This window comes from Actinomadura sp. NPDC049382 (assembly GCF_040677125.1).
Lineage (GTDB): Bacteria > Actinomycetota > Actinomycetes > Streptosporangiales > Streptosporangiaceae > Spirillospora > Spirillospora geliboluensis.
Genome location: NZ_JBFARO010000078.1, coordinates 16,314 through 36,588 on the forward strand (window position 1 = coordinate 16,314; position 20,275 = coordinate 36,588).

Genomic DNA, 20,275 nt, shown 5'->3' on the forward strand with positions numbered 1-20,275 from the left:
ACGTCAGCGGGGGTGTTGATGGGCGGGCTGCAGCTTGTCCGGCGTGGGGCGGCGGCCGTGCTCGCGGCGGCGGTGTGCGGGTGGCTCAGCTCGCTCGGCGGGGCCCCGGCGGAGGTCCGGCTCACCGCCGCGCACGGCGAGGCCCCGGCCGCGAAACCGAAACCGAAGCCCAAGCCGAAACCACCGCCGCCGCCTCCGGACTGCGCGCGGGTCAAGTGCGTGGCGCTGACGTTCGACGACGGGCCGGCCGCCAGTACGGCGGAGCTGCTCGACATCCTCGCCGCCCGCAAGGTGCGGGTGACGTTCTTCGTGGTGGGGGAGAACGTCGTCCAGCATCCGGAGCTGGTGCGGCGCGAGCACGAGGCCGGGCACGAGATCGGCGACCACAGCTACACGCACGCCGACCTCGGGACGGCGTCCGGCAAGAAGGTCGTGTCGGAGCTGACGCGGACGCAGGAGGCCGTCCGGCGGGCGGCGGGGGTCACGCCGGTGCTGCTCCGGCCGCCGTACGGGTCGATGTCGAAGCGGCTCGCGAAGGCCGCGCGGGAGCAGGGGCTCGCGCAGGTGCTGTGGACGGTCGACCCGCTCGACTGGCAGCACCGCGACAGCGCGTACGTCGAGAAGCGGGTGCTGAAGGCGGTCAAGCCCGGCTACGTGGTGCTGATGCACGACATCCACCCGACGACGGTGAAGGCCGTCCCGCGCATCATCGACCGGCTGGCCGCGCAGGGGTATGTGTTCGTGACCGTGTCGGAGCTGTACGGCGGGCGGCTCGTCCCCGGGAAGGAGTACGGCCAGACCGGTCGGCCGATGGCCGATTCAGGGGCGGCTCAGGGTCATCCCTGATGGTCCGCGGGCGCCGCTGCGCCCAGCATGGAGGGTATGGACAGCAGCTACGCGGTGGGGGACCTGCGGGTCTCGGACGCCGAGCGCGAGTCGGCCATCCAGCGGCTCCAGCACGCCTACGCCGAGGGGCGGCTCGACGAGGACGAGTTCGACATGCGCGTCCAGCTGGCGATCACGTCGAAGACGCGCAGCCAGCTGGGCGGCGTCACCCGCGACCTGGAGCCGGTCCGGGCGGCGCCGGTCGCCGAGGCCGTCACGGGGGAGGACCGGATGCTCGCGGCGGCGGCCCACGCCGTGGCGGTGCCGACGCTGTTCGTCGGGCCGCTCGTGCTGATGCTGCTGAGCGGCAAGCGGTCGGAGTACGTCCGGCGGCAGGCCGCGGAGGCGGTCAACTTCCAGGTGACGCTGCTGCTGCTCACGATCGTCACGTTCGGCGTCGGCGGGATCGTGTACGCGGTCGCGTGGGTGCTGTCGGCGATCGCGGCGGTGTACGCGCTGACCGGCGGCACGTTCCGCTATCCGTGGATCCTGCGCCTGGTCAAGTGACCGGGGTTTGTCGGCATGCGCCTCAGGGGAAAGGTTGACGTGGCTGCCCTGTAGCGGTTTCTGTCGCCTCCAGGAGACGAAACGACCGATGTGTACGCCGACGGGGTTATTCCCCTCTCGACCTGTGACACCTGCAACGTCCGAATTATGTGGACGATGCATGGGATGATCGATTTACTAGGTCAGGGAGGGGCTAGATGACGGAGCTTGCGGTCAAGGGCGACCACCAGCGGGCGGTGGACGCGCTCAAGAGGTCCTACGAGGCGATCCCGAAGGGCACGCCGGTACGGCTGGCGAAGCGGACCTCGAACCTGTTCCGGTGGCGCGACCCCTCGGCGGCGCCCGGCCTGGACGTGTCCGGGTTCGACAAGGTGCTGAGCGTCGACGCGCGGGAGCGCACGGCGCAGGTCCAGGGGATGACGACCTACGAGGACCTCGTCGACGCGACGCTGCCGCACGGGCTGATGCCGACGGTCGTCCCGCAGCTGAAGACCATCACGCTGGGCGGGGCGGTGACGGGGCTCGGCATCGAGTCGACGTCGTTCCGCGACGGGCTGCCGCACGAGGGCGTCCTGGAGATGGAGGTCCTCACCGGGGGCGGCGAGATCGTCACGGCGACGCGCGACAACGAGCACTCCGACCTGTTCTTCGGGTTCCCGAACTCCTACGGGACGCTCGGCTACACGCTGCGGCTGAAGATCGAACTGCGGCCGGTCAGCCCGTACGTCCGGCTCCGGCACCTGCGGTTCACCGACGCGGTCGAGCTGGCCAAGGCGATGGGCGAGATCACCGAGTCGGGGACGTTCGAGGGCGAGTCCGTCGACTTCATGGACGGGACGTACTTCAGCCCGGGCGAGCAGTACATCACGCTCGGCTTCTTCGCCGACTCGGCGCCGTACACCTCCGACTACACCGGCCAGCAGATCTACTACCGGTCCATCCAGGAGCGGTCGGTCGACTTCATGACGGTCCGCGACTACATCTGGCGCTGGGACACCGACTGGTTCTGGTGCTCGGGCGCGTTCGGCGTGCAGAACCCGACGGTCCGGCGGCTGTGGCCCGACAAGTACAAGCGCTCCGACGTGTACCGCAAGCTGGTCGCCTACGACCGCCGGTACCACATCATCGCGCGCGCGGAGCGCTGGCGGGGGCTGCGTCCGCGCGAGGACGTCATCCAGGACATCGAGGTGCCGGTGGAGCGGCTGCCCGAGTTCCTGGAGTTCTTCCACGACAAGGTCGGCATGAGCCCGGTCTGGCTGTGCCCGCTGCGTGCGAAGGAGCGGTGGCCGCTGTACCCGCTGGAGACCGGCCGCCCGTACGTGAACGTCGGCTTCTGGGGGACGGTCCGCATCCCGCCCGGTCAGATCCCCGAGTACCACAACCGGCTCATCGAGCGGAAGGTCGCTGCCCTCGACGGGCACAAGTCCCTCTACTCGACGGCCTTCTACGGCCGGGACGAGTTCTGGCGGTACTACGACGGGGAGACCTACCGGCGGCTCAAGGGGCGCTACGACCCCGCCGAGCGGCTGCTGGACCTCTACGACAAGTGCGTGCGCGGACGCTGACATGCGCCCGCCGTATCGGGGGAGCCCACGGGGCCGAGGGCCGGCAGGCCGGGTCCGGGCGGAGAGACAGGAGGGATCACCATGACGCTGGCCAGGGTCTTCGAGCGGCTCGCCGGGGCTGAGGCGCCAGTGGAGTTCACGGCGTACGACGGATCGCGGGCGGGGGTGCCCGGCGCCGACATCAGGTTCGACGTCCGTTCGCCGTACGCGGTGTCGTACCTGCTGCGCTCACCGGGCGCGCTGGGCCTCGCCCGCGCCTACGTCACCGGGATGATCGACGTCGACGGCGACATGATCGAGGCGCTGACGACGATGCAGCAGGTGCTGAGCGAGGTGACGCCGCGCGACAAGGCGCGGATCGCCGGCTCGGTCTTCCGCGACCCGCTGCTGCGCGGCGCGGTCTCGCGCCGGCTGGACCCGCCGCCGCAGGAGGCGCCGTTCAGCCGGATCCCGTCGTGGCTGCGGCACTCCAAGCGGCGGGACGCGAAGGCCATCTCGCACCACTACGACGTCTCCAACACCTTCTACGAGTGGGTGCTCGGCCCCTCCATGGCGTACACGTGCGCGTGCTATCCGCACGAGAACGCGACGCTGGAGGAGGCCCAGTTCAACAAGCACGACCTGGTCGCGAAGAAGATCGCGCTCAAGCCGGGGATGCGGCTGCTGGACGTGGGCTGCGGCTGGGGCGGCATGGTGATGCACGCCGCGAAGGAGTACGGGGTCAAGGCGCTCGGCGTCACGCTGTCCAAGCAGCAGGCCGAGTGGGCGCAGAAGGCGATCGCCGACCGGGGGCTGTCCGACCTCGCCGAGGTCCGGCACATGGACTACCGGGACGTGACGGAGACCGGCTTCGACGCGATCAGCTCCATCGGCCTCACCGAGCACATCGGCAAGGCGAACCTGCCGTCCTACTTCTCGTTCCTCTACGGGAAGCTGCGCAAGGGCGGCCGGATGCTGAACCACACCATCACGCGTCCGGACAACACGGCCCCGTCCCGCAAGGAGAACGGGTTCATCAACCGGTACGTGTTCCCGGACGGTGAGCTGGAGGGGCCCGGCTACGTCCAGATGCAGATGAACGACGCGGGTTTCGAGATCCGGCACCAGGAGAACCTGCGCGAGCACTACGCCCGCACGCTGACCGGCTGGTGCCGGAACCTGGACGAGCACTGGGACGAGGCCGTCGCCGAGGTGGGCGAGGGCACCGCCCGGGTGTGGCGCGTCTACATGGCGGGTTGCGTGCTCGGCTTCAACCAGAACTGGATCCAGCTGCACCAGACGCTCGGCGTCAAGCTGCACGACGACGGCGCGAGCAACATGCCGCTGCGTCCCGACTGGGGATCGTGACGGGCGACCCGCTCCCGCCAGTGTGACGAGCCGACCGGGCGTTCTCGGTCGGCTCGTCGGCGTCCGGGCCCTGGTCAGGCGCGGGCGGCGTCCCAGGCGGCGCTGCCGAGGAAGTAGGTGTCGTAGAGCTCCTGGACGTCCAGGAGGCTCTCGGGCGGCACCTTGCCGTAGGCGATGCGCTCCAGGTGCCGGAAGTACTCGAACCGCTCGACGCCGGGCGTGATGACGATGAGGATGTCGGCGTCCTCGCCGGGCGCGGCGGCGAAGGCGTGCGCGAGGCCGGGCGGGACGACGACGAGGTCGCCGCGTTCGGCGGTGACGACCTGCTCGCCGGACAGCAGCTGCGCGGTGCCGTCCAGCATGTAGAACAGTTCGGCGGAGCCGTCGTGGCGGTGCGGCTTGGCGCCGTCGGCGCCGCCGGTGAGCGTGACCCGCTGGGTGGACAGGGCGCCGCCGGTCGAGCTGCTGTCGGCGAGCAGCCGGATGGTGGTGGGGGCCCGGCCGACGACCTCGGCCTCGGCGGAGCGGACGATCACGGACGAGTCGAAGTCCGGCGAGATCAGCGACATGGTGCCTCCTGGGTTCGGCATGGTTCGTAACGGTCGGTCGGGCCTGCGGTGGTCTTGCCCGCCGCCGCGGCGGCGCCGACGGCGCGCCGCGGCCGGGACGGGCGGCCCGCGCGGACGGGCGATGCGGTTGTCATATCAGCCGGCGAGGACAGCGCCGGCTCTCTCCGGATCCGGGACGGCTCCCGTTCGGAGACCGGAGGTCGGTCAAAGCGGAGCAGACCTGGCAGGCGAGCGCTCACCTGCAACGCCCGTGTCAGAGGGCGAAGAGCAGGGCGGCGCTGACGAGCACGATCACGGCGGTCGCGAAGTGGATGCCGAACGCGGTGGCCTTGGTGCCGCCGTGGCGCAGCACGATCAGGGTGTCGCCGAGGGGTGCGAGGGCGACGACCAGCATGTACCAGCCGGCGGCGTGGGCGCTCGCGAAGGCGATGAGGGCGAGGCCGAGGACGCCGAAGGTGAGGTCGCGCACCCCTTTGATCGCCAGGTAGGCGTCGGCGCCGCCGCCGGGCTCGGCGGGGACGCCGTACCCGGCGGCGGCCGCGTGCGGTGCGTAGAGGAAGCGCGCGCCGATGAAGACGACGAACAGGGCGAGGACGACCGCGAGGCCGTAGGCGAAGGGGGCGAGCATCAGGCATCTCCAATTGCTAGCAGTGCTAGGAACAGGATCGACGCTAGCACAAGCATTGGCAGAATGGCTAGCGCTGCTAGAATCGCTGCCATGTCAATCCAGACGCGCCGGGAGCGCGAGCGGGCGGAGCGGGAGCGGCTGATCGTCACGGCCGCGCGGGAGCTGGCCGAGGCCGAGGGCTGGGACGCGGTGACCACGCGGCGGCTCGCCGCCGAGATCGAGTACAGCCAGCCCGTCCTCTACAGCCACTTCAAGGGCAAGGACGCCATCATGGCGGCCGTCGCGGTCGAGGGGTGCGCCGAACTGGCCGCCGACCTGCGCGAGGTCCGCGAGGCGGCCGGGGACCCCGCCGCCGCCCTCGCGGGCGTCGCCCGCGCCTACGCGGGGTTCGCCGACCGCAGGCCCGCCCTCTACGACGCGATGTTCGTCCTCGCCGTCGACCTGCCGTTCGCGACCCCCGAGGCGCCGGCGCCGCTGAAGGAGGCGTTCGGCGAGCTGCGCGAGACCGTCCGGCCGTTCGCCGGCGAGGACGAGCTGGAGACGCTCACCGAGACGTTCTGGAGCGCGCTGCACGGCCTCGTCTCCCTGATGCGCAACGGCCGCATGCGCCGCGCGCACCACGATCAGCGCCTCGCCGTCCTGATCCGGCGCTTCTCGAACTGACCTGCCGCCGGTCAACATTCGTCCTGCTTCGTTATCGGCGCAGTTCAGTGCGGGTAGGGCGTGGTCAAAGGACCAGCGAACTCGGGGGACGGGAGGCCATGCACATCCGGTCCCCGGTGAAGCCGATGCTGACCGTGACGGTCGACCGCGTCCCGCCGCCGCAGGCGTGCCCGGGCGGCTGCCGCTACGAGCCGAAGTTCGACGGGTTCCGCGCGGTCGCGATGGTGGACGAGGACGGCGACGTCCAGCTGTGGTCGCGCCGCCGGGTGCGGTTCAACGAGGCGTTCCCCGAGATCGTGGTGGCGGTCGGCACGGCGTTCCCGCCCGGCACCGTGGTGGACGGCGAGATCGTCCGCTGGGGGCCGGACGGCCGCCTCGACTTCGGCGCGCTGCAGCGCCGGCACGTCGCCGGCCGCCGCCGGGCCGAACTCGCCCGCGACGAGCCCTGCCACTACGTCGTGTTCGACGTCCTCGAATCGGGCGGCGCCGACCTGCGTCCGCGGCCGCTGCGCGAGCGGCGGGACGTCCTGGAGGCGCTGCTCGGCGACACGCCGCCCGGCGCGCGCGTGATCGGCACGCCGCAGACCGCCGACGTCGAGGAGGCCCTGCTGTGGTTCGACGCGCTGGCCGAGCAGGGCATCGAGGGCCTGGTCGTGAAGGACGCCGACGCCCCCTACGAGGAGGGGCGGCGCCGCTGGTGGAAGGTGAAGCGGCGGATCACCGCCGAGGCGGTCGTCGGCGGGGTGACCGGCACCCGGCAGGCGCCCGAGTCGCTGATCCTCGGCCGCTACGACGCCGAGGGCCGGCTCCGCGTCGTGGCGCGGACGACGCCGCTGGCGCCCGCCGCCCGGACCGTCCTCGGCGGTGTGCTGCGGCACGCCGGGCCGGACCATCCGTGGCCGCCCGAGCTGCCCGCCGGGTTCGCCGGCGGGCTGTACGGCGCCCATCCGCCGATCCGCTACGTGCGGACCGAGCCGGAGGTCGTCGTGGAGTTCAGCGGGGACGCCGCGGTGGAGGGCGGCCGGTGGCGGCACGCCGTCCGGTACCACCGGATCCGGACCGACCTGCCGCCCTCCGAGGTGCCGGAGTTCGGCGCCCCCGCCTGACCGGGGCGGCGGCGCCGGACGTGTTTATCGGCGCTATCCGGAACGTAGTTCCGGCATGATCCGGAACGGGGTGTCCGTGCGGCGCCTCAGCGGCGGCGCAGGGAGGCGTCGAGCAGGGCGGGCGGGGTGTCGAACTTCTCGTGCGCCGCGAGGTCGGTGCCGGGGGCGACGACCGCGTCGATCGCGTCCAGCACGTCGGCGGGCAGCACGGTGTCGGCGGCGGCGAGCTGCGCGTGCAGGTGGTCCAGCGTGCGGGGGCCGATGAGCGCGCTGGTCACGGCCGGATGCGCGGTCACGAAGCCGAGCGCGAGCTGGATCATCGTCAGCCCGGCCTCGTCGGCGACCACCGCGAGCCGCTCGACCGCGTCCAGCCTGGCCTGGTTGGCGGGGAGGGACAGGTCGAACCGCTCGGGCATCAGCGCCGAACGGCGGGTGCCGGCCTCCCGCCCCGCGCGGACCGCCCCGGTCAGCCACCCCGAGGCCAGCGGGCTCCACGCCAGCACACCGAGGCCGTACTGCTCGGTCACCGGCAGCACGTCCGCCTCGATCCCGCGCTGCAGGATCGAGTAGCTGGGCTGCTCGGTCGCGTAGTGGCTCAGGCCGCCGGCGCGGGCCGCCCACTCCGCCTGGACGATCCGGTACGCGGGGTACGTCGAGGAGCCGAAGTAGCGGATCTTGCCCGCGCGCTGCAGGTCGGTCAGGGCCGACAGCGTCTCCTCGTCACTGGTCGACGGGTCCCACCGGTGGATCTGGTAGAGGTCCACATGGTCGACGCCGAGGCGGCGCAGGCTGTTGTCCAGCTCGGTGACCAGCCAGCGGCGCGAGGCGCCGCGCTGGTTGCGCTCCTCGCTCATCGGCATCCCCGCCTTCGTGGCGAGCACGATGTCGTCGCGGTGCCCGGCGATGGCCTTGCCGACCATCTCCTCCGACTCGCCGCGGCCGTACATGTCGGCGGTGTCGATGAGGTTGACGCCCGCCTCCAGCGCGGCGTCCACGATGGCGGTGGCCTCGTCCTGCGGGGTGTCGCCGATCGCCCCGAAGTTCATCGCGCCGAGCGCCAGCGAACTGACCTGCACGCCGGTGCGGCCCAAGGTGCGGTACTGCATTGGACGGTCTCCTTCATAGGCGAATGCGTTCATGGGCGAATGCGCATGACCGGTGCTCCGCTCTGGCATCATGGAGCCAAAGCGGAACCATGTTCCTGAACGATACGGAACACGGTTCCGCATTGCAAGCGCGCGCAGTTGGAGCAGTGGAGGGACGCACGGTGAACGACGGCGGCGAGGGCTGGCGGGGCGTGGCCCCGTCCAAGCGCAAGGACGCGCGGCGCAACCGGGAGGCCCTGCTCAACGCGGCCGCGGCGGTCTTCGTCGCGTCCGGGGTGGACGCGCCGGTGCGTGACATCGCGGCCAGGGCGGGCGTCGGCGTGGGGACCATCTACCGCCACTTCCCGACGCGGGCGGACCTCATCATCGCCGTCTACCGGCACCAGGTCGAAGCCTGCGCCGAGGCGGGGCCCGAACTGCTCGGAAGCTGCCCGACCCCGTACGCCGCGCTGGGCCGCTGGATCAACCTGTTCGTCGACTTCCTGGTCACCAAGCACGGGCTCGCCGCCGTGCTGCGGGCCGACGACCCCGGCTTCGGCGCCCTGCACGACTACTTCCTCGACCGGCTCGTCCCCGTGTGCGGCCGCCTGCTGCGAGCCGCGGCCGACGCGGGCGAGATCCGCTCCGACGTGGACGCCCTCGAACTCATGCGCGGCGTCGGGAACCTGTGCATCGGGGCCGACTCCGATCCCCGCTACGACGCGCGCCGGCTGGTCGGGTTCCTCGTCGCGGGCCTGCGCCGCCCGGAGTGACCGCGCCGCACGGAGTGGCCGCCCGCGGCCGCGCGGGCCATGGACGCGACCCGTCCCCGGTGGTAAGCAAGCACTGACGGGCCGGTGTCGCGGCCCGGCGGAGTGCGGAGGCCCTCATGGACTACGACTACGTCATCGTCGGCGCCGGATCCGCGGGCTGCGCCCTGGCCGCGCGGCTGTCGGAGGACCCGTCCGTCACCGTAGCGCTGCTGGAGGCCGGCGGCCCGGACGACAAGAGCGAGATCCACGTCCCGGCCGCGTTCGCCAAGCTGTTCAAGACCGAGTACGACTGGGACTTCAGCACCGCCGAGCGGGCCGAGATGGACGGGCGGGAGCTGTACTGGCCGCGCGGCCGGATGCTCGGCGGGTCGTCCTCGCTCAACGCGATGATGTGGGTGCGCGGCCACGCCGCCGACTTCGACGGCTGGGGCGTGCCCGGCTGGTCGTACGCCGACGTCGAACCGTACTTCAAGCGCGCCGAGGGGCGCGTCGGCAGCAACGAGGGCGGCGTGTACGGGACGACCGGCCCCGTCACGATCTCCGAGCAGCGCAGTCCGAACGCCTCGACCCGCGCGTTCCTCGACGCGTGCGCCGCCGCCGGGCTGACCCGGCTACCCGAACTGAACGGGCCGTCCAACGAGGGGTATGCGCAGACGCCGGTCAGCCAGCGGCGCGGCCGGCGGTGCAGCGCCGCCGACGCCTACCTGCGCCCCGCCCGCAAGCGCAAGAACCTGTCGGTCGTCACCGGCGCGCCGGTGTCGAGGATCCTGATCGAGGACGGCCGCGCGACCGGCGTCCAGTACGGCGGCGAGCGCGTCACCGCCCGCCGCGAGGTCGTGCTGTCGGCGGGCGCGATCGGCTCGCCGCACCTGCTGATGCTCTCCGGGATCGGCGACCCCGGCCAGCTGCGCGCCGCCGGCGTCGAGCCGGTCCTGGAGCGGCCGGAGGTCGGCCGCCACCTGCAGGACCACCTGTCGGTCGGCGTCGTCCGGCACTGCCCGAAGAAGGTCACGCTCGCGGGCGCCGAGTCGCTGCCCAACATCGTCCGGTACCTGGTCGCCCGGCGCGGGCCGTTCACCTCCAACGTCGGCGAGGCGGTCGTGTTCCTCCGCAGCGACCCGGCGCAGCCCGCCCCCGACCTGGAGCTGGTCTTCGCGCCGGCCCCGTACGTGGCGCACGGCCTCACCCCGCCGACCGAGCACGGCGTGACGCTCGGCGTCGTCCTGCTGCGGCCCGAGTCGGCGGGGCGGATCACGCTCGCGTCCGCCGACCCGGCCGCGCCGCCGTCGATCGACCCGGCCTACCTGACCGGCGAGAGCGACCTGCGCCGCCTGGTCCACGGGCTCAAGTACGCCGACGAGCTGATGTCGGGCGACGCGCTCAAGCCCTACGTCGGCGAGCCCATGGACCCCTACGTCGGGCCGGACGACGAGGAGGCCCTCGCCCGCTACGTCCGGGGGCACGCCGAGACGCTGTACCACCCGACCGGCACGTGCCGCATGGGCACCGACGACGACGCCGTGGTCGACCCGGAGCTGCGCGTCCGCGGCGTCGAGGGCCTGCGCGTCGCGGACGTCTCGATCCTCCCGGAGATCACCCGCGGCCACACCAACGCCCCCGCCATCATGATCGGCGAACGCGCCGCCGACCTGGTCAGGACAGCCAGCCGAGGATCCGCGCGTTGACCTCGTCCGGCCGGTCGAGCTGGAGGAAGTGGCCGGCCTCCGGAACGGACTCGGCGCGCGAGCCGGCCGGGAGGGCCGCGCGGACGGCGTCGAGGTCGACGACGTCGGCGCCGAGGCAGCCGTCGTCGGCGCCGTGCAGGCAGAGGACGGGCACCTCGCCGATGGCGGAGGCCGCCTCCTGCTCGGCGGCGTACCGCTCGATGAGCTTGGACGGGTCGAGCATGGCGCGGTAGTAGCCGATCGCCGCCTCGGCGTTGGCCGGGGTGGCGAGGCACTCCATGACGTGGTCGACGTCCGCCGTGCGGTCGCGGCCGTCCGCGGGTGACCAGTCGCGCCACAGGCCCTCGATGAACGCGCGGTTCAGCACGAGCTCCGCGAGGGGCGTCTGGAAGACGAAGATGTAGAACGAGCGCTTGAGCTGCTCGTAGTCGAAGAACGCGGTGGTCATCACCGACATCGGCGGGACGGACATGGCGACGGCCTTCCGCCACCGGCCGGGCGCGACGTTCGCGGCGCCGTAGGCGGTGAAGGCGCCCCAGTCGTGGCCGATGACGACGGCGTCGGAGCCGCCGCCGAGGGCCTCGTGCAGGGCGACGGCGTCGGCGGCGAGCGCGCCGGTCTGGAAGGCGCCGTCCTCCGGGACGGACGTGGGCGCGTACCCGCGCATGAACGGCGCCGCGGCACGGTACCCGGCGGCGGCCAACTCGGGCATGAGGTGCCGCCAGGTGTGCGCCGAGTCGGGGAAGCCGTGCAGCAGCAGGGCCAGCGGGCCGTCCTCCGGGCCGGCCGCCAGGTAGCCGAAGTCGAGCCCGTTCGCCGTGACCGATCCGGTCGTGATGTCGCTCATGTCCCGCCTCCTCGGTTCGCGGCGCACGCTACCGGGCGGCCGGGAGGTCCCGGTGATCACGGCTGTCATCCTTCGGATATCGGTGTATCACTATCTATTTACAGCGGAATCCGTACTCACTTAGCATCATGACAACGGGATCAATCGCATCTGAGGGAACGTGATGACGGAGCCGGACGTGACCAGCGAGCAGCACGACGCGATGCAGAGGGCGGCGCGCGACCATCTGTGGATGCACTTCGCGCGCCACTCGGGGTCCCAGGGCGGCGCCGAGATCCCGGTGATCGTCCGGGGGGACGGCCCCTACGTGTACGACTCGGCGGGCCGCCGCTACCTGGACGGCCTGTCCGGGCTGTTCACCGTCCAGGCCGGGCACGGGCGCGAGGAGCTGGCGCAGGCCGCCGCCAAGCAGGCCGCCGAGCTGGCCTACTTCCCGATCTGGTCGTACGCGCACCCGAAGGCGGTCGAGCTGGCCGAGCGGCTCGCGGACCTCGCGCCCGCCGGGTTGGACCGCGTCTTCTTCACCACCGGCGGCGGCGACGCCGTCGAGAGCGCGTGGAAGCTCGCCAAGCAGTACTTCAAGATGACCGGCCGGCCCACCAAGCACAAGGTCATCAGCCGCGCGGTCGCCTACCACGGCACCCCGCACGGCGCCCTGTCGCTGACCGGGCTGCCCGGCCTGAAGGCCCCGTTCGAGCCGCTCGTGCCGAGCGCGTTCCGGGTGCCGAACACCAACATCTACCGGGCCGCCGAGCACCGCGACGACCCCGAGGCGTTCGGCCGGTGGGCCGCCGACCGGATCGAGGAGGCCATCGAGTTCGAGGGCCCCGAGACCGTCGCCGCGGTGTTCCTGGAGCCCGTGCAGAACTCGGGCGGCTGCTTCCCGCCGCCGCCCGGCTACTTCGAGCGCGTCCGGGAGATCTGCGACCGGCACGACGTCCTGCTGGTGTCGGACGAGGTCATCTGCGCGTTCGGCCGGCTCGGCACGATGTTCGGCGCGCAGCGCTTCGGCTTCACGCCCGACATCATCACCTTCGCCAAGGGGGTGACCTCGGGGTACGCGCCGCTCGGCGGCATGCTCGTCGCCGACCGGCTGTTCGAGCCGTTCAAGCACGGGACGGAGATGTTCGCGCACGGCTACACCTTCGGCGGGCACCCGGTGGCGGCGGCCGTGGCGCTGGCCAACCTCGACCTGTTCGAGCGCGAGGACCTGAACGGCCACGTCCTGCGCAACCGGGACGCGTTCCGCGCCACGCTGGAGCGCCTGCGCGACCTGCCGATCGTCGGGGACGTCCGCGGCGACGGCTACTTCTACGGCATCGAGCTGGTCAAGGACGGCGACACGCGGGAGACGTTCGACGACGACGAGTGCGAGCGGCTGCTGCGCGGCTTCCTCGACAAGGCGCTGTACGAGGCGGGCCTGTACTGCCGCGCCGACGACCGCGGCGACCCCGTCGTGCAGCTGGCGCCGCCGCTGGTCTGCGACCAGTCCCACTTCGACGAGATCGAGCAGATCCTGCGGTCGGTGCTCACCGAGGCGTGGGCGCGGATGTGAGCGCGATGCCGGGTCCGGCGGGCGGGCCGGGCCCGGCGCGGCTAATGTGAGGCGGGTCACCTCGCCGATCAGTGTGCGCTTGCCGCTTTACTTTGAGAGGCTGCCTGTAAACCGAATCAGGTTCGGAATGCGATGAGGTGGTGGGCAGCGTGCTCAAGGTCGAGGACATCAACCTGACGGACTGGGAGTTCTGGCGGCGGCCGCACGAGGACCGGCACGAGGCGTTCAAGGCGCTGCGCTGGCACCCGGAGCTGGTCCGCTTCGAGGAACCCGACATCATCATCGCGCCGCGGGGCCCCGGCTACTACGCGCTCACCCGGCACGCCGACATCGTCGAGGCGTCCCGCCGCCCGCAGGACTTCTGCTCCGGCAAGGGCGCCATCAGCATCCCGGACATGCCGGGCGACATGCACGAGTACTTCGGCTCGATGATCAGCATGGACGACCCGCGGCACGCCAAGATCCGGCGCATCGTCTCCCGGGCGTTCTCCCCGCGCATGATCCAGCGGTTCGAGGACCAGGTCGAGCACGTCGCCGGGGAGATCGTGGCGAACGTCGCCGCGGGCGGCGGCACCGGCGACTTCGTCGCCGACGTCGCGGCCCGGCTCCCGCTGAAGATCATCTGCGACATGATGGGCATCGGCGAGGAGCACTACACGACCGTCCTGGACGCCACGAACGTCATCCTCGCCGGCAACGACTCGGAGTTCCTGCCCTCGGAGAACCCCGAGGAGATGGCGATGGCGCTGCTCGGCGCCGGCGAGACGCTCAAGGGCATCGTCGAGGACCTCGGCCGGCGGCGCCGCGAGAACCCCACCGACGACCTGACGTCCGCGCTGGTGAACGCCAACGTGGACGGCGAGTCGCTCAGCGACCAGGAGCTCGGCTCGTTCTTCATCCTGCTGGTGGTCGCCGGCAACGAGACCACCCGCAACGCCATCGCGCACGGCCTCGACCTGTTCACCCGCCACCCCGACCAGCGGGCCCTGCTCACCGCGGACTTCGACGGCCGCATCGCGGGCGCCATCGAGGAGATCGTCCGGTACGTGTCGCCGGTCATCTGGATGCGCCGCACCGCCACCCGCGACACCGTGCTCAACGAGCACGAGATCAAGGAGGGCGACAAGCTCGTCCTCTACTACTGGTCCGGCAACCGCGACGAGTCCGTGTTCGCCGAGCCGGAGAAGTTCGACATCCTGCGCGACCCGAACCCGCACGTCGGGTTCGGCGGGCCCGGCCCGCACTTCTGCCTCGGCGCGCACCTGGCCAGGCGCGAGATCACCGTGATGTTCCGGGAGCTGCTGCGCCGGACGCCGGAGATCCGCGCGACCGCCGAGCCCGCCCGGCTGGAGTCCAACTTCATCAACGGGATCAAGCGCCTGCCCTACGCGTTCTGAGCCCCTCGACCGGGCCTGCCCGGGGCCCCGGCGCGCGCTGAAGCGCCGCGCCGAGGCCCCGGGGCCCGCCGTCGGGTCAGCGCAGCTCGCGCTTGAGGATCTTGCCGGTGGCGGTCATCGGCAGCTCGTCCCGGAACTCCACGATCCGCGGGTACTTGTAGTTGGCGAACTGCTCCTTGCCCCACGCGACCAGCTCGTCCTCGGTCACGGCGGCGCCGGGCTTGCGGATCACGTACGCCTTGATCTCCTCGCCGTGCGAGGGGTGCTCGACGCCCACGACCGCCGCCAGCGACACGTCCGGGTGCGTCATGAGCACCTCTTCCAGCTCCCGCGGGTACACGTTGTACCCGCCGCGGATGATCATGTCCTTGGAGCGGTCGATGATGTAGTAGTAGCCCTCCTCGTCACGGCGGGCCACGTCACCGGTGCGGAACCAGCCGTCCTTGATCGAGGCCTCGGTCGCCTCGGGCCGGCCGTAGTAGCCCTTCATGATGTTGTGCCCGCGGATGGCGATCTCGCCGGGCCCCTCGCCCTCGATCTCCTTCCAGTCGTCGTCGATCAGCTTCATCTCGACGCCCCAGACGGGCAGGCCGATCGAGCCGGGCTTGGTCGGGCGGTCCGGGCGGTTGAACGAGGCCACCGGCGACGTCTCGGAGAGGCCGTAGCCCTCCAGGACGTCCACGTCGAACTTCTCCTTGACGCCCTTGAGGACCTCCATCGGCAGCGCCGACCCGCCCGACACCGCGACCCGCAGGTTCTCCTTGATCGTCGCGATGTCCTCGGCGGAGGTCTCGTCCGTCAGCAGGCCCCAGTACATCGTCGGGACGCCCGCGAAGATGTTCACCTTCTCCTTGACCATCAGCTCGACGGCCTGCTTCGCGTCGAACCGGGCCTGCATGACGAGGGTCGCGCGGCGGTAGAAGCCGACGTTCATCACGCACGTCTGGCCGAAGATGTGGAACAGCGGCAGCGTCACCAGCGAGGTGTCGTGCAGCGTCCGGTAGAAGAGCGTGTCGTCCACCATCGCGTTCGACAGCAGGTTGCTGTGCGTGAGCTCGGCGCCCTTCGGCTGGCCCGTCGTCCCGCTGGTGTAGATGATCACGGCGGTGTCGTCCGGGCCCGTCTGCGCGGTGTCGAACGTGCCCGGCTGCCCGGCGAGCGCGGCCCAGAACAGCTCCGCGCCCTCGATCGGGGACTCCGTCGCCGCCGGGTTCGCGGGCAGCAGGAAGAAGTGCTCGCACCCCTCGGCCTGCGCGAAGCCCGCGTGCCCCATCTCGCCGAGCGGCAGCTCCGGGGTGCCCTCGAAGCAGAAGAACGCCTTCGCGTCCGAGTCGCCGAGGTGGTAGGCGATCTCGCGCGGCTTGAGCAGCACGTTCAGGGGGACGACCACCGCGCCCGCCTTGAGCGCCCCGAAGTACACCATCGGGAAGTACGGGAGGTTCGGGCTGGACAGCGCCACCTTGTCGCCCGGGCCGATGCCGCGCGACCGCAGCAGGTTCGCGACCTGGTTCGCGACCGAGTCGATGAACGCGTAGGAGAGCCGAAGGTCGCCGAAGACGACGGCCTCCCGTTCGGGCGTCTCCCTGGCGGCGTCCTCCAGCAGCACGGACAGGTTGAGCATGGCACTCCTCGCGCGAAAGGTGACCGGCCGGTTAGTTACCGACGAGTCTACGAACGGTTCCGCACATCCTGCTGCACCGGACCGGGAGAAGGCCACCTCTTCCGGCGCTTTGACGTGGCATTTCGTTCTTGCCCCGCTTCTACCGCCCGCGCCGGTGCCTTAACCACAGGCGGGAGGGCTTGCGGCTGCGCTACTCTTGATGTATGTCAGCCAGGCTGCTCCTCGAAGGACCACGTTGACGAACTGACGTCAGCGTGGTGGCCCCTCCTGTGCGAGGGGCCGTTTCATGTCGGCGGACGGCCCAGGACCCTGAAGGACGAAGCGGAGTCTGTAAGCGTGAGCAGCGACGAGCAGTACGACCCACGGGCGGTTCAGGACAAGTGGCAGGCCCGCTGGGCGGAGCTCGACCCGTTCGCGGCCGATGAGAAGGACACCGCCACCGAGCGCCGCTACGCGCTGGACATGTTCCCCTACCCCAGCGGCGACCTGCACATGGGGCACGCCGAGGCGTTCGCCATCGGCGACGTCCCCGCGCGCTACTGGTTCCAGCGCGGCTACAACGTGCTGCACCCCATCGGCTGGGACTCCTTCGGCCTGCCCGCCGAGAACGCCGCCATCAAGCGCGACTCGCACCCCGCCGAGTGGACCTACGCCAACATCGAGACGCAGGCCGCCTCCTTCCAGCGGTACGCGCCGTCCTTCGACTGGACGCGTCGCCTGCACACCTCCGACCCCGAGTACTACAAGTGGACGCAGTGGCTGTTCCTGCGCTTCTACGAGCGGGGCCTGGCCTACCGCAAGGGCGGCCACGTCAACTGGTGCCCGAAGGACCAGACCGTCCTGGCCAACGAGCAGGTCGTCGGCGGGCACTGCGAGCGCTGCGGCGCGCTGGTCGAGAAGCGCGTGCTGACCCAGTGGTACTTCAAGATCACCGACTACGCCGACCGGCTGCTGGACGACATGGCGCAGCTGGAGGGCAAGTGGCCCGAGCGCGTCCTGCTGATGCAGCGCAACTGGATCGGCCGCTCCACCGGCGCCGACGTCGACTTCGCCATCGAGGGCCGGGACGAGCCCGTCACCGTCTACACCACCCGCCCCGACACCCTGTTCGGCGCGACGTTCATGGTCGTCGCCGCCGACGCCGCGCTGGCCGAGGAGATCTGCCACCCCGACCACCGCGCCGCGTTCGAGGCCTACCGCGAGGAGGTCTCGCGGGAGAGCGAGATCGAGCGGCTGTCCACCGAGCGCGAGAAGACCGGCGTGTTCCTGGGCCGCTACGCGGTCAACCCGGTCAACGGCGAGCGGCTGCCCGTCTGGGCGTCCGACTACGTGCTGGCCGAGTACGGCCACGGCGCGATCATGGCCGTCCCCGCGCACGACCAGCGCGACCTGGACTTCGCGCTGAAGTTCGGCCTGCCGGTCCGCGTCGTCGTGGAGACCGGGCTGGACGACCCCGCCGAGACCGGCGTCGCCACCCCCGGCGACGGCGCGATCGTCAACTCCGGGCCGATCGACGGCCTGGGCAAGGCCGACGGCATCGCCCGCATCATCCAGATCCTGGAGGAGCGCGGCACCGGCCGCGGGTCCGTCAACTTCCGGCTGCGCGACTGGCTGGTGTCCCGGCAGCGGTTCTGGGGCTGCCCGATCCCGATCGTGCACTGCCCGTCCTGCGGCGAGGTCCCCGTCCCGGACGAGCAGCTGCCGGTGACCCTCCCCGAGGGCCTGCGCGGCGCGGACCTGGCGCCCAAGGGCACCTCGCCGCTGGCCGCCGCGGCCGACTGGGTCAACACCGACTGCCCCAAGTGCGGCGGCGCCGCGACCCGCGACACCGACACGATGGACACGTTCGTCGACTCGTCCTGGTACTACTTCCGCTACTGCTCGCCCGGCTACGAGGGCGGCCCGTTCGACGTCGAGCAGGTCCGCCGGTGGATGCCGGTCGACCAGTACACCGGCGGCGTCGAGCACGCGATCCTGCACCTGCTGTACAGCCGCTTCTTCACGAAGGTCCTGTACGACATGGGCATGATCGACTTCACCGAGCCGTTCCGCCGGCTGCTGAACCAGGGCCAGGTGATCAACCAGGGCAAGGCGATGTCGAAGTCGCTGGGCAACGGCGTCGACCTGGGCGAGCAGATCGGCGAGTTCGGGGTGGACGTCGTCCGGCTGGCGATCCTGTTCTCCGGCCCGCCCGAGGACGACATCGACTGGGCCGACGTGTCCCCGCACGGGATGTCGAAGTTCCTGTCCCGCGTGCACCGCATCGCCACCGAGGTCTCGTCCGCGCCGGGCGCCGACCCCGCGACCGGCGACACGGCGCTGCGCCGCGTCACGGCCCGCACCGTCGACGAGGCCACCACGCTGGTCGAGACGGAGCGGTTCAACGTCGCGATCGCGCGGATCATGGAGCTGGTCACCGCGACCCGCAAGGCCATCGACTCCGGCCCCGGCGCCGCCGACCCGGCCGTCCGCGAGGCCGCCGAGACGATCGCGATCCTGCTGTCGCTGTTCGCGCCCTACACCGCCGACGAGGCGTGGGAGCTGCTGGGCCGCACCGCTCCGGTGATCCGGGCCGGCTGGCCGACCGCCGACCCGGCGCTGCTGGTGGAGGAGTCGGTCACCTGCGTCGTGCAGATCGCCGGCAAGGTCCGCGACCGGCTGGAGGTGCCGCCCGGCATCGCCGACGAGGAACTGGAGCGCCGCGCGCTGGCCTCGGCCAAGGTCCAGGACGCGCTGGGCGGCGCCGAGATCATGAAGATCATCGTCCGCGCCCCCAAGATCGTCAACATCGTCCCCAAGCGCTGACCGCCGCCCCCGCGCCTCCATCCCGGGGCGCGGGGGCCGCCGTCGGGCTCGTAGGGATCGGGCCGGTGGGCATGCCGATGGGCCGCCGGAGAGCCTCCGGCGGCCGTTTCGGCGTGCGCGCTACATCTTGCGGAGGACGGCGACGACGCGGCCCAGCACGGACGCCTCGTCGCCGGGGATCGGCTCGTAGGCGGGGTTCTGCGGCATCAGCCAGATGTGGCCGTCGTCGCGCCGCTTGAAGGTCTTGACCGTGGCCTCGCCGTCGATCATGGCGGCCACGATGTCGCCCTGCTCGGCCACCGGCTGCTGCCGGACCACGACCCAGTCACCGTCCGCGATCGCGGCGTCGATCATCGAGTCGCCGGTGACCTTCAGCAGGAAGTGCGTGCCCTCGCCGACGAGCTGCTTCGGCAGGGTGAACACGTCCTCGACGGACTCCTCGGCGAGGATCGGGCCACCGGCCGCGATCCGGCCGACGAGCGGCACGTAGGCGGGCGCGGGCTGCGCCGTGGCCGGCTGCCCTCCCGCGGCCTCGTAGGCCTCCTCGTCGGTGCGCACCGGCGTCGCGCCGGGCACCCGGACCTCGACGGCGCGCGGGCGGTTCGGGTCGCGCCGCAGGAAGCCCTTGCGCTGCAGCGAGCGGAGCTGGTGCGACACGCTGGAGGTGCTGGTCAGCCCCACGGCCTCGCCGATCTCGCGCATCGACGGCGGGTAGCCGCGGCGCTGGACCGAGTCGCGGATCACCTCCAGCACCATGCGCTGCCGCTGCGTCAGGCCCGTCTCGTCCATCGGCCCGTCGGGCAGGTCCCGGACCTTGCTCATCGCTCGTCGCCTCCCGGGCGCCTCGATCGGTCACTCCTCGTCATGAACGCTATCGCGTCCCGGCCTAATGATCAAACAATTGTTCGAAGATGTACTCGCTTTTTCCGGTCGCCGCCTGATAGAACATCGTACAGGCGTTCGATCGAAAATTCATTCGACGACGAGGAGTGGAGAGATGTCCGGTTCACTCCGCGGTGACCGCCCCCCGATCCGCCTGACCCGCCGTGGCCGCGCCGTTCTGGTGGGCTTCGCCGCGACCGTCACCCTCGTCGCGCTCTGGCTCACCGTCGGCCCCGGCGCCTTCGCCGGCGCCGGCGAAGGCGACCGCGGCGGCCCGTCCGGCCCGCCGCGCACCGGGGGCGGGGGGCCCGGCGCCACGCGGTGGGGCCGCGCGTCCGCCGCCGACCCCGGCGCC

General features: G+C 71.6%; 18 protein-coding genes. 12 read left to right on the top strand and 6 right to left on the bottom strand.

Annotated elements, in window-relative coordinates; genetic code table 11:
- Positions 1-18 precede the first annotated feature (18 nt).
- From AB0K34_RS32135 to AB0K34_RS32150, 4 genes are all read left to right on the top strand, one after another.
- Entirely contained in the window at positions 19-846 is an 828-nt protein-coding gene (locus tag AB0K34_RS32135) for a polysaccharide deacetylase family protein (RefSeq protein ID WP_364552780.1), read from the top strand.
- 36 nt (positions 847-882) lie between these two features.
- Positions 883-1,392, top strand: a complete 510-nt coding sequence (locus AB0K34_RS32140) for a DUF1707 and DUF4870 domain-containing protein (protein WP_364552781.1) — start codon at positions 883-885, stop codon at positions 1,390-1,392.
- 197 nt (positions 1,393-1,589) lie between these two features.
- Positions 1,590-2,957, top strand: a complete 1,368-nt coding sequence (locus tag AB0K34_RS32145; protein ID WP_364552782.1) for an FAD-binding oxidoreductase — start codon at positions 1,590-1,592, stop codon at positions 2,955-2,957.
- Between the two features lie 81 nt (positions 2,958-3,038).
- Positions 3,039-4,304, top strand: coding sequence for a cyclopropane-fatty-acyl-phospholipid synthase family protein (locus tag AB0K34_RS32150; protein WP_138637722.1), 1,266 nt, complete (start codon positions 3,039-3,041; stop codon positions 4,302-4,304).
- 74 nt (positions 4,305-4,378) lie between these two features.
- Here the strand turns inward: AB0K34_RS32150 and AB0K34_RS32155 are convergent, their stop codons facing one another.
- Complete coding sequence (locus tag AB0K34_RS32155) at positions 4,379-4,873, bottom strand: cupin domain-containing protein (RefSeq protein ID WP_138637721.1); 495 nt, start codon at positions 4,871-4,873, stop codon at positions 4,379-4,381.
- Between the two features lie 253 nt (positions 4,874-5,126).
- Positions 5,127-5,501, bottom strand: coding sequence for a DUF4267 domain-containing protein (locus AB0K34_RS32160; protein WP_364552783.1), 375 nt, complete (start codon positions 5,499-5,501; stop codon positions 5,127-5,129).
- A gap of 90 nt (positions 5,502-5,591) precedes the next feature.
- Between AB0K34_RS32160 and AB0K34_RS32165 the strand changes: the two genes are divergently transcribed.
- Both AB0K34_RS32165 and AB0K34_RS32170 read left to right on the top strand, forming a co-directional pair.
- Positions 5,592-6,164 carry a TetR/AcrR family transcriptional regulator gene (locus tag AB0K34_RS32165; RefSeq protein ID WP_364552785.1) on the top strand — a complete coding sequence of 191 codons (573 nt, stop codon included), beginning with the start codon at positions 5,592-5,594 and terminating at the stop codon, positions 6,162-6,164.
- Positions 6,165-6,262: 98 nt separating this feature from the next.
- Positions 6,263-7,270, top strand: a complete 1,008-nt coding sequence (locus AB0K34_RS32170; protein WP_364552786.1) for an ATP-dependent DNA ligase — start codon at positions 6,263-6,265, stop codon at positions 7,268-7,270.
- Between the two features lie 86 nt (positions 7,271-7,356).
- Here AB0K34_RS32170 and AB0K34_RS32175 read toward each other — a convergent pair whose 3' ends face one another.
- Positions 7,357-8,376 (bottom strand): aldo/keto reductase, encoded by a 1,020-nt coding sequence (locus tag AB0K34_RS32175; protein ID WP_364552788.1) that lies wholly within the window; start codon positions 8,374-8,376, stop codon positions 7,357-7,359.
- A gap of 146 nt (positions 8,377-8,522) precedes the next feature.
- Here AB0K34_RS32175 and AB0K34_RS32180 point away from each other — a divergent pair, with 146 nt between their 5' ends.
- Positions 8,523-9,128 carry a TetR/AcrR family transcriptional regulator gene (locus tag AB0K34_RS32180; RefSeq protein ID WP_364552789.1) on the top strand — a complete coding sequence of 202 codons (606 nt, stop codon included), beginning with the start codon at positions 8,523-8,525 and terminating at the stop codon, positions 9,126-9,128.
- 116 nt (positions 9,129-9,244) lie between these two features.
- Positions 9,245-10,813 (top strand): GMC family oxidoreductase N-terminal domain-containing protein, encoded by a 1,569-nt coding sequence (locus AB0K34_RS32185; protein ID WP_364552791.1) that lies wholly within the window; start codon positions 9,245-9,247, stop codon positions 10,811-10,813.
- On the opposite strand, the gene AB0K34_RS32190 is transcribed toward AB0K34_RS32185, so the two are convergent.
- A complete protein-coding gene (locus AB0K34_RS32190) occupies positions 10,782-11,660 on the bottom strand; it encodes an alpha/beta hydrolase (protein WP_364552792.1) in 879 nt (292 codons plus the stop codon). The two genes, AB0K34_RS32185 and AB0K34_RS32190, sit on opposite strands and share 32 nt — an antisense overlap.
- Positions 11,661-11,838: 178 nt before the next feature.
- Here AB0K34_RS32190 and AB0K34_RS32195 point away from each other — a divergent pair, with 178 nt between their 5' ends.
- Together AB0K34_RS32195 and AB0K34_RS32200 are read left to right on the top strand one after the other, a co-directional pair.
- Positions 11,839-13,215 (top strand): aspartate aminotransferase family protein, encoded by a 1,377-nt coding sequence (locus AB0K34_RS32195; protein WP_364552793.1) that lies wholly within the window; start codon positions 11,839-11,841, stop codon positions 13,213-13,215.
- 149 nt (positions 13,216-13,364) lie between these two features.
- Positions 13,365-14,612, top strand: a complete 1,248-nt coding sequence (locus AB0K34_RS32200) for a cytochrome P450 (protein WP_364552800.1) — start codon at positions 13,365-13,367, stop codon at positions 14,610-14,612.
- Positions 14,613-14,688: 76 nt separating this feature from the next.
- On the opposite strand, the gene AB0K34_RS32205 is transcribed toward AB0K34_RS32200, so the two are convergent.
- Positions 14,689-16,233: a long-chain fatty acid--CoA ligase gene (locus AB0K34_RS32205; RefSeq protein WP_364552794.1), complete on the bottom strand. Its 1,545-nt coding sequence runs from the start codon at positions 16,231-16,233 to the stop codon at positions 14,689-14,691.
- A gap of 336 nt (positions 16,234-16,569) precedes the next feature.
- Here AB0K34_RS32205 and leuS point away from each other — a divergent pair, with 336 nt between their 5' ends.
- Positions 16,570-19,038 (top strand): leucine--tRNA ligase, encoded by a 2,469-nt coding sequence (gene leuS, locus AB0K34_RS32210; protein ID WP_171069099.1) that lies wholly within the window; start codon positions 16,570-16,572, stop codon positions 19,036-19,038.
- Between the two features lie 120 nt (positions 19,039-19,158).
- Here the strand turns inward: leuS and lexA are convergent, their stop codons facing one another.
- A complete protein-coding gene (lexA, locus tag AB0K34_RS32215; protein WP_176198978.1) occupies positions 19,159-19,860 on the bottom strand; it encodes a transcriptional repressor LexA in 702 nt (233 codons plus the stop codon).
- Positions 19,861-20,035: 175 nt separating this feature from the next.
- Here lexA and AB0K34_RS32220 point away from each other — a divergent pair.
- Positions 20,036-20,275: hypothetical protein (locus AB0K34_RS32220; RefSeq protein ID WP_364552797.1), on the top strand; the 240-nt coding region annotated here is incomplete at its 3' end.

Coding starts and splice junctions, on each gene's coding strand:
- AB0K34_RS32160 (WP_364552783.1), bottom strand. CDS start 5,501: ATGCTCGCCCCCTTCGCCTACGGCCTCGCGGTCGTCCTCGCCCTGTTC.
- AB0K34_RS32170 (WP_364552786.1), top strand. CDS start 6,263: ATGCACATCCGGTCCCCGGTGAAGCCGATGCTGACCGTGACGGTCGAC.
- AB0K34_RS32190 (WP_364552792.1), bottom strand. CDS start 11,660: ATGAGCGACATCACGACCGGATCGGTCACGGCGAACGGGCTCGACTTC.
- AB0K34_RS32175 (WP_364552788.1), bottom strand. CDS start 8,376: ATGCAGTACCGCACCTTGGGCCGCACCGGCGTGCAGGTCAGTTCGCTG.
- AB0K34_RS32205 (WP_364552794.1), bottom strand. CDS start 16,233: ATGCTCAACCTGTCCGTGCTGCTGGAGGACGCCGCCAGGGAGACGCCC.
- AB0K34_RS32145 (WP_364552782.1), top strand. CDS start 1,590: ATGACGGAGCTTGCGGTCAAGGGCGACCACCAGCGGGCGGTGGACGCG.
- AB0K34_RS32185 (WP_364552791.1), top strand. CDS start 9,245: ATGGACTACGACTACGTCATCGTCGGCGCCGGATCCGCGGGCTGCGCC.
- AB0K34_RS32135 (WP_364552780.1), top strand. CDS start 19: ATGGGCGGGCTGCAGCTTGTCCGGCGTGGGGCGGCGGCCGTGCTCGCG.
- lexA (WP_176198978.1), bottom strand. CDS start 19,860: ATGAGCAAGGTCCGGGACCTGCCCGACGGGCCGATGGACGAGACGGGC.
- AB0K34_RS32165 (WP_364552785.1), top strand. CDS start 5,592: ATGTCAATCCAGACGCGCCGGGAGCGCGAGCGGGCGGAGCGGGAGCGG.
- AB0K34_RS32150 (WP_138637722.1), top strand. CDS start 3,039: ATGACGCTGGCCAGGGTCTTCGAGCGGCTCGCCGGGGCTGAGGCGCCA.
- AB0K34_RS32140 (WP_364552781.1), top strand. CDS start 883: ATGGACAGCAGCTACGCGGTGGGGGACCTGCGGGTCTCGGACGCCGAG.
- AB0K34_RS32155 (WP_138637721.1), bottom strand. CDS start 4,873: ATGTCGCTGATCTCGCCGGACTTCGACTCGTCCGTGATCGTCCGCTCC.